Raw genomic sequence first — 12,656 nt, 5'->3', positions numbered from 1 at the left:
TCACTCCTCCGTCGGGCTGTGGACGTGGCCGCACTCGGGACAGCGGACCTCCTCGCCGCGGAGGTCGGCCGACGAGGCGCGCACCTCGCGCATCACCTCGCTGATCTTGTCTTCGGCCTCCAGCTCGTCGGCGACCGCGAGGTCGACGCCCTCGACTTCGAGGAGGAACTTCGCGACCTCCGTCACCTCGTACATCATCTCGTCTAAGTCCTCGGCCGTGAAGAAGCCGGACATCGCGCCGTAGAGGAACGTCGCGCCCGCCTTCGTCACCTTTTCCTCGAAGGAGTAACGCGCCTGATTGACCGCCTGCGGCGTGTAGGTGTCGGTCATGAACGGGACGAGCTGCGGGAGGTTCTCGCCGATCTTCGTCATCTCGACGCCGGTCTCGGTGCGGAAGTCGGCGCACAGACGCGCGATCGCCCACTCGCGAGCCGTGACGTACGTCCGGTCGCGGAGGAACTCGTTGACGCGCTCGTAGCGCGCCCCGTCCATCTTCTTGAACCGCTCGTACTTGCGGACGTCGCGGGGCACGTCGTCGGCGTCGTCCGGTCCGTCGTCAGTCGCGGCCTCCTCGTTCGGTTCGTCGGTCGCGTCCGAATCCGCGGTCGGCGTCTCCTCGTTCGTCTCGTCGCCGGGCCGGGGACCGGGGTCGCGGTCGCCCTCGGCGGGAGACCGGTCCGCGGCGGAGTCGCCGGTCCCGTCGGCGTCCTCGGCCGCCGGACCGGTGTGGTCGCTCATACGTTCGAAACCCCGCGGGCGGACAAAAGCCTTGTCGGTGAGCCGGCGTCGGTCGCGCCCGAACGAGGCGGATCACGCCGGTCGCAGCGTCGTTCGCTTCGTCTCGTACTCCTCTAGGAAGGCCTCGTATCCCCCGACCTCGGCCGTCTCCTCGCCGAAGTCGATCCGGAGCGAGTTCTCGAACCCGAAGTCGCTGCTGCTGGGCGCGAGGAGGTTCTGCCGGACCTCGACGACCTCGCCCCGCCGCGTTTCGAACGGCTCCTCGGTGCCGGTCTCCCTGAGGTAGCACTCGGCGTCGACCGAGCGGCCGGACCGTCGGTGGAGGGCGGCCGTGAACACCGCCGGTCGGAACCGCTCGAACGTCCGTGGCAGGTCCGGAGGACGGGAAACGAGGAGCTCTTCGCCCAGCGGCCAGTAGTTACCGAGGTACGAGCCGACCAGGATGGCGGCGATGTCCGGCTGCGCGAACGTGATCGCGCGGGTGTCGTCGTGGTCCCACCCCAGCATCGTGGCCGGGGAGACGAACCCGCGCTCCTGGTCGACCGAGAGCAGCGACGGCATCCCCGGCTGCGCGAGGCGAACGGTGCTCGCGACGCCCTCCAAGGGCGCGCCGGTCGCCGGAGCCGTCTCGGCGTCGGGGGCGGCGTCGCCGCACAGCGAGAGGAGGACGAGGACCCCGCGGTCGCGGGCGTCGCGGAGCGGGTCGGCGATCTCCGGGAGGCGCCGCGCGGGCAGCTGGAGCACGACCTCGGAGTCGGCCGCCCGAATGTACGACCGCAGCCGCTTGATGATCGTCGACCGCGACTTCACGACCGACAGCTCCTCGTCGGCCGTCCCGGGGCGCTGGTACCGGTCGTCGACGGCGGACTGGAGCGCGTCGAGGTCGGACCGCAGCGAGTCGAACGCCCGGTCCGGCGGCACCGCGCGGAGGGCCGTCGGTGTCCGGTCGCTCTTGACGGTCACGAACCCCTTCGCCTCGAGTTCGTCGCAGACGTCGTACACGTGGCTCGTCGAGATGTCGGCGGCGTCGGCGACCGTGCTGACCGTCGCCGAGCCCCGCTCGACGACGGCCAGGTACGCGTCGGCGGCCGCTTCGGAGAACCCGTACCGTTCGAGCAGCCGACGGATCTCGTCTGTGTCTGGCATCGTCCCGTCGGGTCGATACCACGCGGGTTCGCTCAAGTAAATTTCGTTCGACCCCGTTTCGATACGGCCGCCCGATTCCGGACTCCCGCCCTCCCTGAACCGCCTCGTCGACCGCGGGCGACGGGGGTGTTCAGGCCGTCAGCCGGACGAGGGCGGTCAGGCCGTCAGCCGGACGGGGGTGTTCAGGCCGTCCGCCGAACGGCGGCGAGCGCCGTCGCGACGACCGCGAGCACGGCGACGACGGCGGTGAAGCCCGGCGTCGACCCGTCCGTGGCCGCCGCGGACGACTCGACGGTCACGGTGCCGTTCGCCGTCCGCACCGCGAGCGGGTCTCCGCCGTCGGACTGGAGGCCGTGTACCGCCACGACGGTGAGACGCGCCTCGCCGGGCGCCTCGCCCCGGACGGTCAGCGTCGCGAGCCGCACGTCGGTGGCGTTATCGGCCACCGCGTCGGTCCCGTCGATCCCGGCGACCCTGACCGTCTCCCCGTCGTCGCTCAGCGAGACGTTCGCGACGTCGTCGACGGGGGCCGCGACGCTCGCGTTCGCAACGGTCGCGACGGACTCGTTCCCGACCGCGAGCGTGAGGTCGAACCCGGAAACCCCCTCGGGAGCGCGGCTGAGCGTCACCGGGACGGTCGCCGTCCCGTTCGCGTCGACCGTCGCGTTCTCCGGCCCGACCGCGACGCCGTGGTCGGAGGCGACCGCCGCGCCGGAGGCCGCGGCCGCAGCCACCGCGACGGCGAACAGGAGCGCGCCCAGGCGGCGAGCGCGGATCGCGCCCATCAGTCGCCACCCCGGACCGCGCGGAACAGGGCCGCGACGTCCGCGAAGGTCGCGTCGCCGTCGCCGTCGATGTCGTACCGCCCCGGAACCGGCCTGTCGTCGGTTATGCTGGCGCCGTTCTCGACGGTCAGCGTCGCCGTGGGGCCGTCCGGCCCGACCGTCAGTTCGTACTCGCCGGCCTCGACCGTCTTCGGCATGACCGCTAAGACGTCGCCCGGAACGACCTCCAACGCGCTCAGGTCCACGGGCACGTCGACGGTCGTCGTCTCACCGGCCGCGAGCCGGACGCGCTCGTAGCCCACCAGCCGCCGGATCGGCTGGAGCACGGTGCCGTACGACTGCGTGTTGAACACGTCGACGACGTGTTCGCCGGCCCGGTCGCCCGCGTTCGACACCTCCACGCTGAGCGTGAGCTCGGAGGTCTCGCTCGGGTCGGCCACGCTCGACCGCGAGAGCGAGACCTCGCCGTACTCGAAGCTCGTGTAGCTGAGTCCGCGTCCGAACTCGTACAGCGGGCCGTTGTCCGTCGCGCCCGTCGACGTCGGCGAGTACCGGTTCAGAGGGACCGGCGTTGTCCCGACGGGCGTCCCGGCGTTGCCCGGCCACGTAAAGGCGAGCCGCCCCGAGGGGTTGTACTCGCCGACGAGCGTCTCCGCGACGGCCACGCCGGCGTCGCTCCCCGGCTCGCCCGCGAACAGGAGCGCGTCGAGCTGCGAGAACGTCTCGACGGAGCCGCGCGGGCTCCCCGCGTACATCACGCCGACGACGGGCGTCTCCTCGGGCGCCGGCTCGGTGACCGCGTCGACGAGCCGCTGCTGGGACTCGTCGAGCACGAGCTCGTCGCGGTCGCCGAACCCCTCGTTGTGGGGCCCCTCGCCGAGGACGACGACGACGGCGTCGGCGTCCGGCGCGGCGTCGCGCACCGCCGACTCCTGCTCGTCGGTGAACGCGAAGTCCCCGTTCTCGTCGCTCTGCTGGTTCCCGCCGGTCCCCTGTCCCGCCCACCACGTCCCGTTGTCGAACGAGGTGGGGACGTGCGTGAGCGAGCCGACGCGGCTTCGCAGCTCGTCGACGAGCAGGTTCTGTCGGGGGAACGGCCCGCCCGCCGCGGGCCCCTGCCAGCCGAGCGTCCAGCCGCCGTGTTGCATCAGCGCCCGGGTGTCGTTGCCGTTCCCGTCGATCCCCGGGCCGGTGAGCAGCACGCTCTCCGCCCCCGAGAGCGGGAGCGCGTCGTCCTCGTTTTCCAGCAGCACGAGCGACTCCTTCGCCAGCCGCTCCGAGGCCGCCTGCGCGCCGCCGAGGGTCGAGTCGATGCGCGACTCGTCGACGGTCGGACTGCTAAACAGCCCGAGGTCGGCCTTGAGTTCGAGGATGTTCCGCACCGCCTCGTCGACGCGCTCGGTCGGTATCTCGCCGTCCTCGACGAGGCTCACGAGCGTGTCGATGTACTGCCCCGGGCCGGGGGCGCTCCCGCCGTTCCCGATCATGTACATGTCGACGCCGGCGTTGATGGCCCGCTTCGTGGCGGTCCGGAAGTCGCTCACGTAGTCGTGGTTCGTGATGAGCCGGTTGAGGTCGTCGTAGTCGGAGAGGATCACGCCCTCGAACCCGTACCGCTCCCGGAGCACGTCGGTCAACAGCCAGTGCGACGCGTGCGCCGGTTTCCCGTTGACGGCGCCGCTGTTCACCATCACCGTCCCCGGTTCGGCCTCCAGCGCCTCCCGGTACGGCGGCAGCAGGTCCGTCCGGAGGTCGCGGAGCGACGTGCTGGCCGGCGCCCGGTCGTTGCCGTTGTTCGGCACCGAGTAGGCCGCGAAGTGTTTGACGCACGCCGTCATCCGGGGGTCGTCCTCCAGCGCCCGGGCCCGCACCCGAGAGATGTCGCCCTCCAAGAGCGGGTCCTCGCTGATCCCCTCGTAGAACCGTCCCCACCGGGGGTCCCGCTGGAGGTCCGTCGTCGGGGCGAACGTCCAGTGCGCGCCCATCGCGGCCACCGACCGGCTGGTGTGGCGCTCCGCCTCCTCGACGAGGTCGGGGTCGCGGGCGGCCCCCATGTTCATCCGCTGCGGGAGCGCCGTCGCGCCCTCCAGCAGGTCGTTCCCGTGCGTCGCGTCGACGCCGTACAGGAACGGGATCCCGTTTGGCGCGTTCTCCACGTTGTACTCCTGAAGCGCGTTCACGCCGCTGACCACCTCGTTTCCGTCGAAACTTGGGGGGACCGCTCCCCCGGAGAGCACCGACCCGACGGCGAGCTCGGAGAAGAGCTCGCCCACGGTGTCGACCTCGAAGTTGTCCGGCACGTTCGACCCCTCCGGCTCCGGTTCGAAGGAACCGATCGCGACCTGCGTCATCTGTCCGGCCTTCTCGCGGAGCGACATCTCGGCGAGGAGCGACTCAACGTCCGTCCCGGTCTGCGCGGCGACGCCGTTCGCGCCGCCTCCCACCGCCGCCGTCGCCGTCGCGGCGCCGGTGGCCTTCATGAACGTGCGTCTGGACGTCCCGTCCGTCTCGTCCGCTGGCTCTGAGTCGTCTGCCATTCCGTCTCGTCCGAAGGTGATTCATTATTAATCATTTTTCATAAATTATATTGTAACGGTTGTCAAAACATTTTCTCCCGGGCCGCTCGGGGTGTCACGCGTTCGGCCTTACCCTCCCCGGACGCCCCCCGGCCCCAGAGATCCACTTTTGTATCGTCGGGTGAAGGGGTGGCACATGAAGGTGCTCTGCGGGATCGGCGGCAGCGACGACTCGTTCCGCGCGCTCGACCGGACGGTGGAGCGCGCGGCGGTCGCGAACGACGACCTGACGGTCGCCGTGGTGGACAACGAGGACTCGTCGGTCGCCCCGGACGACGTGCTGGAACGCGCCCGGGAGGCGGTCGACGAGGCCGGGATCGACGCCGAGGTGCGACGCGTCGAGGGCGACCCCGGGAGCCGACTGGTCGAGATCGCGGAGACGGAGGGGTTCGAGGAGATCGTCCTGGGCGGCGGCCACACCAGCCCGATGGGGAAGATCACGATCGGGTCGATCGCCGAGTTCGTCCTGTTGAACGCCAAGACCTCGGTCACGCTGGTCAGATGAGCGACGGAGGGTACCCGGACGCGGTGGCGGACGAGTTCCCGCCGCCGCCGACCGCGTTCACCGACCGCGAGGACCGCGAGATCGAGATCCGATCGTACGAGGGGGACGACGAGGCCCGCGAGTCGCTCGTCGAGATGTACGACACCTTCGACCCGGCGGACCGCGCACAGGGGATTCCGCCGGGCGGCGAGAAACGCATCCGCGAGTGGCTGGAGGCGATCCTCGGTGACGACTGCTACAACGTGATCGCCTGGTGCGGCGACGAGCCGGCCGGCCACGCGACGCTCGTCCCGGACGACGACGCCTACGAACTGGCGATCTTCGTCCACCAGGAGTACCAGCGCGCCGGGATCGGGACGCACCTCATCCGCGCGCTGCTCGGCCACGGACAGGCGAACGACGTCCGGAAGGTGTGGCTCACCGTCGAGCGCTGGAACCGCGCCGCGGTCTCGCTGTACAAGAAGATCGGCTTCGAGACCTCCGACGCCGAGAGCTTCGAGCTGGAGATGGGGCTCCGACTCAACGAGGATGCCGGAGATGAGCCCGACGAGGGCGGGGGGAATTGAGAGCCCGCCGCCCCTCGCTCGCCGGAATCTTCAAGCCTTTACGCGCGGCCCGCGACCGCTCCGGTATGAGTCACCGAATTCTGCTGTTGGGGGCGCCCGGCGCCGGAAAGGGGACGCAGAGCGCGAAGCTGGCCGACGAGTACGGCGTCGAACACGTCACGACCGGCGACGCGCTCCGCGCGAACAAGGAGATGGAGACGGAGTACGGCACGCCGAAGTCGTTCATGGACGCGGGCGAACTGGTGCCCGACCCGGTCGTCAACGAGATCGTTCGGGCCGCGCTCGACGACGCCGACGGGTTCGTCCTCGACGGCTATCCGCGTAACCTCGACCAGGCCGAGTACCTCTCGGAGATCACCGACCTCGACGCCGTGATCTTGCTCGACGTCGACGAGGAGGTCCTCGTCGACCGGCTCACCGGCCGCCGCGTGTGCGACGACTGCGGCGCGAACTACCACGTCGACTTTCAGCCCCCCGAGGAAGCGGGCGTCTGCGACGAGTGCGGCGGCGAACTGATCCAGCGCGAGGACGACACCGAGGAGACCGCCCGCGAGCGCATCCAAGTGTTCTACGACAACACCGAGCCCGTCGTCGACCACTTCCGCGACGAGGGAGTCCTCGTCGAGGTCGACGGCGAGGCGACCCCGGACGAGGTCTTCGACCGAATCTCCGACGTCGTCGAGAGTTAATCCGCGGCGTCGAGGGTCGATCCGAGCGGCGATCCTACAAGGTTCTTAACCGTCGACCGCCAATCGGCCGCTAATGAGCAAAGTCGAACGGCGGGTCCGCTCGCTGGTCCGCGAGGACGGCGAGATGCGGGACGCCCTCGAAACTGTCCTCGAACACGCCAGCGGCGGCGAGGTGCGCTGGGTCGACGTTCGCGACGAGATCACGAGCGGACAGTGGGGTCGGCTCATCGAGAAGGAGATCCTCATCGACGGCGAGGAGGGGTTCGCGCTGGCCGACCGCGAGGGTATCGAGGCCGGCATGAGAGACGACGACTCCGGCGGGAGCGACGTGGAGACGCCCGAGACGACCAGCTGGTCGAAATGGGACAAGCTGGCCGGACTCGCGACGCTCGGGGCGTTCGTCGGCTACGCGGTCGGCCCGGTCCGGAACGCGATCGCCGGCGCCATCGACGTCGTCCTCGGCCCCCTCCTGAACGTCGTCCCCTTCTACGTCGTGATCATGGTCATCGCGCTCGCGACGGGGCTGTACTCGACGCTGCTCCGCGCCGGGCTCATGGACATGGAGAAGATGAGCGCGTATCAGGACCGGATGAAAAACATTCAGGAGCGCCGGAAGGAGGCCGAGAAGCGCGACGACGACGAGGCGCTCGACGAGATACAAGAAGAGCAGATGGAGGCGATGGGCGACCAGCTCGGCATGTTCAAAGAGCAGTTCCGCCCGATGGTGTGGATCATGTTCCTCACCATCCCCGCGTTCCTCTGGATGTTCTGGGTGATCGGCTATCGGGGGTCGACCGCCGCGTACCCGGCGGTCGCGGATCAGGCGCTCGTCGTCCCGCTTGCCGGCACCGTCACCTGGGACACGGGGATCGTCGGACCGATCCAGATGTGGATCCTCTGGTACTTCCTCTGCTCGATGGCGTTCACGCAGCTGGTCCAGAAGAGCCTCAACATCGAGATGTCGCCGTCCTCCTCGTAGGCGACGAGCGGACCCTCTCGCGGTTCCTACTCGGCGGCCTCGCCCGCGGCGTCGCCGTCGCTTCCCTCGGCCGCGACCTCCTCGGCGACCGCCTCGAACGCCGCGAGGATGACGCGCTTACACGCCTGTCCCTCGGTGCTCCAGTGGTGGGCGTAATCCAGCATGTCGTCATAAATGTCGGGCTTACAGCCCGCCGCCTGCGGGTGGCCGCCGCCGTTCACCCGTCCGGCGACCTCGTGGGCGTGGCGGAAGTCGTCGGACCCGCGGATCGAGGCCGACCCGGCGGGCTTGACGACCACGGCGGCGTCGGCGCCGGCCTCGCGCAGCCGCTCCGCGACCTCGTTCTGCGAGCAGCGGCCGTAGGTGACCGCGACGCGCCAGCCGCCGACCTCGTGGGTGACCGCGCGGTCGACCGCCAGGTCGATTCGCGCTTCCTTCTCGACCCGGCGCTCCGCGACGAACGATCGCACCGTCTCGGGGAGGTCGACGCCGTACGCACCGATCACGGCCGCGTACTCCTCGGTGCCGGCCCAGTAGGAGTAATCAGCGAGGTCGTCGGACCGGGGGTCCTCCTTGATCCAGAGGTCGTGGTCGCGGGTGACTTCGGCGAGTTCGGTCCACCGGTCGTCGAAGGCGTGCTCCAGCGACCGGAGCGTCACGTCGGCGGTACACTCCTCGTCGGAGTCACCGACGACGAGGTCGACGCCGGCCTCGCGCACCGCGGCGGCGGTCGCGTCGTCCCACTGGTGGTGGTCGAACCAGCGGATCGCGTCGGTCGACTCCGCGAGCGTCTCGAGCGGCTCCGCGATCCACTCGTAGTCGTCGGGACAGAGGTCGCAGACGAAGAGATCGACGTCGTCGTCCGCATGCTCGGCGACGCGTTCGAGCGCGGTGTCGATCGAGTACGGGCCCGCCGAGAGCAGCCCGACCGGCGACTCGGCGTGGGCGTCGGCGAGGGGGTCGTCGTCCTCCGCGTCGGCTTCCGCCGTTTCGTCCGATTCGTCTTCGCCCTCCGCCAGCCGCGCCGCGATCGCGTCCTCGAAGGGCGCGACGTCGAGCGCGGCGTCGTACGCCTCGCGGATCATCGCGGCGCAGGCGAGGCCGTCGGCGTCGCCGTCGGCGATCACGACCGCCTCGCTGCCCTCGATCGCCTCTCGCGCCCGCCGCTCGGCGCGCTCGTCGTCCAGCGAGTCGGGGTAGAAGAACCCCGTCCCCGGCAGCTTCGTGTACCGCGAGCGGGGGGCGTCCCCCGTCTCGATGAGGTCGTCGTCCATACCGTCGAGGCGGGCGGCAGCCGGAAAACTCCGCCGCTCTCGGGGCGGTCGCGCGGCGTCGCCGTCGCGGTGGGCGGTCGCGCGGCCGTCAGACCGTCGTGCGCCGCGGGTCCTCGTCGGTCAGCTGTCGCACCGTCAACACCGGGACCGGGCAGGTCCGGACGACGCGCTCGGCGACGGAGCCGATGAGGAAGCGGTTCTCGCCGTGGCGCCCCCGCGTGCCCATCGCGACGAGGTCGGCGTCGACCGAGCGGGCGTACGCGTCGATCTCCGAGGCCGGGCGCCCCTCGCGGACCTCGATCGTCACGTCGAGGTCGCCGTCGCGGTCGTGCGCGGCGTCGGAGACGCGGTCGAGGGCGTCGCGTCCCTGATCGTCGAGGGCGTCGCGGAGGTCGTCGCGGACCGTGTCCGGCGACGACTCGACCTCGCCGGCGTCGACGACGTACACCGCGTGGACCTCGGCGTCGAACCGCGCCGCCACGTCGACCGCGACCGAGACGGCCCGCCGGACGCTGTCGGAGCCGTCGGTCGCGACCACGATGGTGTCGAACATGGCCGTCCGTTCGCCGCAGCGATACCTAAAACCCGGCGGTCGGCGGAGGGGAACGGAGTCGACAGACACGCCGACGCGACGGCGACACGGTCTATAAATAGGCGACTGCGGGGCGGCGGCGCGTGCCTGCGAGGCCGCCTCGCGGCCGAGCAGCACGCGCGAGGGACGCGGCGACCGGAGCGAAGCGGAGGGAGCCGCGAGGCTGGGGAGGCGTGAGGTGCTGTGCGGGGCGGGACTCGAAGGGGCAGCCGGGATGGCGGCGGAGGCGATGTAAGCACCGCAGGGAGCGAACGTAGTGAGCGACCGAGGAGCGCAGCAAGCGTCCGCCGCCATCCCGGCTGGGGCTTCGGCGGTGTTCGCCGCCGATCCTCCGTAGACTGTTTATAAATTATTCTGCACGTTCAGTCGCACTACGCCAGGAACACGTGCCGCGGCCGGTCCGCGAGCACGTCGCGGCCCCACTGGACGGTCTCGGAGAACTCGTCGGAGCGGAAGAACGCCATCGCGTCCTCCTTCGCGTTCCACTGGCTGGCGATGAACATGTCGTTCTCGTCTTCGACGTTCACCATCAGGTCGGTCTCGACGTGGCCGTCCATCTCCCCCAGCAGCTCGCCGACGTCGTCGAAGGTCTCGACGAACTCCGTCTGGTAGTCGGGCTTGACGGTGTAGAACATTCCCATCGTGCCGAAGCCGGACTCCTCGCCGGCGCGCGCGACGATGTCGGGCAGCTCGGAGAGGAACCCGGCAGCGGTCTCGGCCGCCGACGCGGTGTCCCAGATCGAGACCACTGCGGCGCGGTCGGTGTGGCGGCCCTCGTAGACGGCCGTTTTGACGTGGGTGCCGTAGTGGTCGAAGTTGCCGCGGAGCCCCTCGACCTCGTCGAACAGCGCGTCGGTGTCGGCCTCGCTGTACAGCACGGTGGCGTACACGTCCTCGCCGTGGGGCTTCCCGGCGTAGATGTCGAGGTCCGCGAGCTCGCCGCGGATGTCGGCGTCGTCGACGCCGTCACCGCCATCGCCGTCGCGATGGCCTCCCTCGTCGCCGTGACCGTCGCCCTCGCCGTGCGGATGGTCGCCCTCCCCGCCGGTCGCCTCCTCGCCGTGCGGGTGGTCGCCGTGAGCCGAGCCGCCGCCCGCGCCGGAGCGGTCGTGCCCCTCATCGCGGCCGTGCGCGTGGTCGCCGTGGCCGCCGCCCTCGTCGTGCGGATGGCCCGCGCTGTCCGCCTCGGGGACGCGGCCGGTCGGGACCGTCTCGCCCGCGAGGAAGGCGTCGAGGTCGCGCGGCGGGAACCGGCGGCCGACGTAGAAGTCGCCGAACTCGCCGTACCGCGAGGAGGCGGGGTCGAACCGCATCTCGTAGACGATGTCCTTGATGTCGGTCGGGTCGGCGCCGAACAGCGTGACGCCCCACTCGTGGTCGTCGAAGCCGACGGAGGAGGCGATCACCTGCTTGATCTTGCCGGCGTACTCCTTGCCGACCTCGCCGTGGCCCGCCATCAGCTCGGCGCGCTCCTCGAACTCGAGGTCGTACCAGTTGTGCTCCTCGCCGCGGCGCTTGCTCATCGGATAGAAGCTGACGTACTCGTCGTCCGGGATCTCGGGCTTCAGCTTCCCCTCGATATACCGGCGGAGCCCCTCGTCGACGGCGTCGGCGCCCTCCTCAAAGTAGTCGTCGGAGACGTACCCGGACACCTCGGTGACGGAGACGTAGGAGGTCTCCCGTTCGGTGAACTCCGCGAGCGCGGTGTCTTCGAAGCGGCGCTCGATCGCGGACAGGTCGTCGAGCGCCGGCCGGAAGTGGAGGAACAGGAGGTCGGCCTTGTGCCCGAGCACGGAGAACAGCGCGGACTCGCCGTCGTCGGCGTCTGCGACCAGTTCGCGGTGCTTCAGGAAGGCTTCGCCCTCCTCGATAGCCCGCTCCCGTTCGGACTCGGGCGCCTCGCGCCAGGCGTCCCAGTCGATCGAGCGGAAGTCGTGTAGCGAGAACCACCCTTCGGCGGTCTGTGGAGCCTCGACCATACTCGGGGTTCGGGCCCCGCGACTTAGGGGTTTGCGGGTCGTCCCGTAGACCGGAAACGGGGGGACGGTCGCGGGATCCGTCCGTCGGAACTGGGGCCACGATCCGGCGTCGTTCGCACCGGGAAACCGGTTCGGACGACGTCGCTTCCGGCCGAGCGGCCCCGGAGTCGCCGTGATCGAAACCCTTTCGACGCGACCCCGAAAGATGGAGACGATGCGGAAAAGCGGCCCGCCGAAAGGACTGATCTCGTATCTCGTGTTGGAGCTGCTCGACGAGCGTCCCCGATACGGGTACGAGCTGCTCGGTGAGATCACCGAGATAAGCGGCGGGCACTGGGAGCCCTCCTACGGCTCCGTCTACCCGATCCTCTACAAGTTCGAGGAGAAGGGCGTCGCCGAGCGCGTCGAGCGCGACGACGAGCCCGACCGGAAGTACTTCGCGCTCACCGACGCCGGCCGCGAGGAGCTGGCCGAGAAGCGTCGTGACATCGGCGGCGAGGCGCGGGACTTCGGTGACGTCGTCCTCGGCTTCTACCACCTGTACGCCGCGCTGGCCACCGACGACCGGTTCGACGTCGACGACGCGGACGCCGACTGGGGCTACTCGGAGCGGTACAGCGCGTGGATCGTCGAGCAGATGATCCGCCACCACGAGCGCGACTTCGGCGAGTTCGAGCGGATCGACGCCTCGCCCGAGGAGTTCTACGCCGAGGGGAACGGAACGGCGGCGGCCGACGCGGAGTCCGAGGCCGAGAGCGCGGACGACCCGGAGGAGTCCGAGGGGGCGTCGTCCGGCGCGGCGGACGACTGACTCGCCGCGGCGCGCC

12 protein-coding genes are annotated in these 12,656 nt (G+C 70.2%); 5 read left to right on the top strand and 7 right to left on the bottom strand.

Annotated elements, in window-relative coordinates; all coding sequences use genetic code 11:
- The 4 genes from EXE42_RS00365 to EXE42_RS00350 form a co-directional block, all read right to left on the bottom strand.
- Positions 1-738 (bottom strand): DUF5806 family protein, encoded by a 738-nt coding sequence (locus EXE42_RS00365; RefSeq protein WP_092920068.1) that lies wholly within the window; start codon positions 736-738, stop codon positions 1-3.
- 72 nt (positions 739-810) lie between these two features.
- On the bottom strand, positions 811-1,884 hold the full coding sequence (locus EXE42_RS00360; RefSeq protein ID WP_137705682.1) for a TrmB family transcriptional regulator sugar-binding domain-containing protein: 1,074 nt from the start codon (positions 1,882-1,884) through the stop codon (positions 811-813).
- A gap of 182 nt (positions 1,885-2,066) precedes the next feature.
- Positions 2,067-2,669 (bottom strand): PGF-CTERM sorting domain-containing protein, encoded by a 603-nt coding sequence (locus tag EXE42_RS00355; protein WP_158293684.1) that lies wholly within the window; start codon positions 2,667-2,669, stop codon positions 2,067-2,069.
- A complete protein-coding gene (locus tag EXE42_RS00350; RefSeq protein WP_137705680.1) occupies positions 2,669-5,206 on the bottom strand; it encodes a glycoside hydrolase family 3 N-terminal domain-containing protein in 2,538 nt (845 codons plus the stop codon). Before EXE42_RS00350 ends, EXE42_RS00355 begins: the two co-directional genes overlap by 1 nt.
- 175 nt (positions 5,207-5,381) lie before the next feature.
- Between EXE42_RS00350 and EXE42_RS00345 the strand changes: the two genes are divergently transcribed.
- The 4 genes from EXE42_RS00345 (at position 5,382) to EXE42_RS00330 (ending at position 7,984) form a co-directional block, all read left to right on the top strand.
- Positions 5,382-5,750, top strand: coding sequence for a universal stress protein (locus EXE42_RS00345; protein ID WP_092920072.1), 369 nt, complete (start codon positions 5,382-5,384; stop codon positions 5,748-5,750).
- Positions 5,747-6,316, top strand: coding sequence for a GNAT family N-acetyltransferase (locus tag EXE42_RS00340; protein ID WP_137705679.1), 570 nt, complete (start codon positions 5,747-5,749; stop codon positions 6,314-6,316). The genes EXE42_RS00345 and EXE42_RS00340 overlap by 4 nt, the downstream gene beginning before the upstream one ends.
- A 65-nt stretch (positions 6,317-6,381) precedes the next feature.
- Entirely contained in the window at positions 6,382-7,005 is a 624-nt protein-coding gene (locus EXE42_RS00335) for an adenylate kinase (RefSeq protein ID WP_137705678.1), read from the top strand.
- Between the two features lie 73 nt (positions 7,006-7,078).
- Entirely contained in the window at positions 7,079-7,984 is a 906-nt protein-coding gene (locus EXE42_RS00330; protein ID WP_137705677.1) for a DUF106 domain-containing protein, read from the top strand.
- 26 nt (positions 7,985-8,010) lie between these two features.
- Here EXE42_RS00330 and EXE42_RS00325 read toward each other — a convergent pair whose 3' ends face one another.
- From EXE42_RS00325 to EXE42_RS00315, 3 genes are all read right to left on the bottom strand, one after another.
- Entirely contained in the window at positions 8,011-9,258 is a 1,248-nt protein-coding gene (locus tag EXE42_RS00325) for a DHH family phosphoesterase (protein WP_092920076.1), read from the bottom strand.
- Between the two features lie 88 nt (positions 9,259-9,346).
- Positions 9,347-9,811: a universal stress protein gene (locus EXE42_RS00320; RefSeq protein ID WP_137705676.1), complete on the bottom strand. Its 465-nt coding sequence runs from the start codon at positions 9,809-9,811 to the stop codon at positions 9,347-9,349.
- A gap of 410 nt (positions 9,812-10,221) precedes the next feature.
- Positions 10,222-11,829, bottom strand: a complete 1,608-nt coding sequence (locus EXE42_RS00315; RefSeq protein WP_137705675.1) for a heme-binding protein — start codon at positions 11,827-11,829, stop codon at positions 10,222-10,224.
- Between the two features lie 214 nt (positions 11,830-12,043).
- Between EXE42_RS00315 and EXE42_RS00310 the strand changes: the two genes are divergently transcribed.
- Entirely contained in the window at positions 12,044-12,640 is a 597-nt protein-coding gene (locus tag EXE42_RS00310) for a PadR family transcriptional regulator (protein WP_137705674.1), read from the top strand.
- The last annotated feature ends 16 nt before the right edge of the window (positions 12,641-12,656 follow it).

The sequence above is a fragment of the Halorubrum sp. SP3 genome (genome assembly GCF_005435195.1).
GTDB classification, from domain to species: Archaea; Halobacteriota; Halobacteria; order Halobacteriales; family Haloferacaceae; genus Halorubrum; species Halorubrum sodomense.
This window is presented reverse-complemented; position numbering and strand designations above follow the sequence as displayed.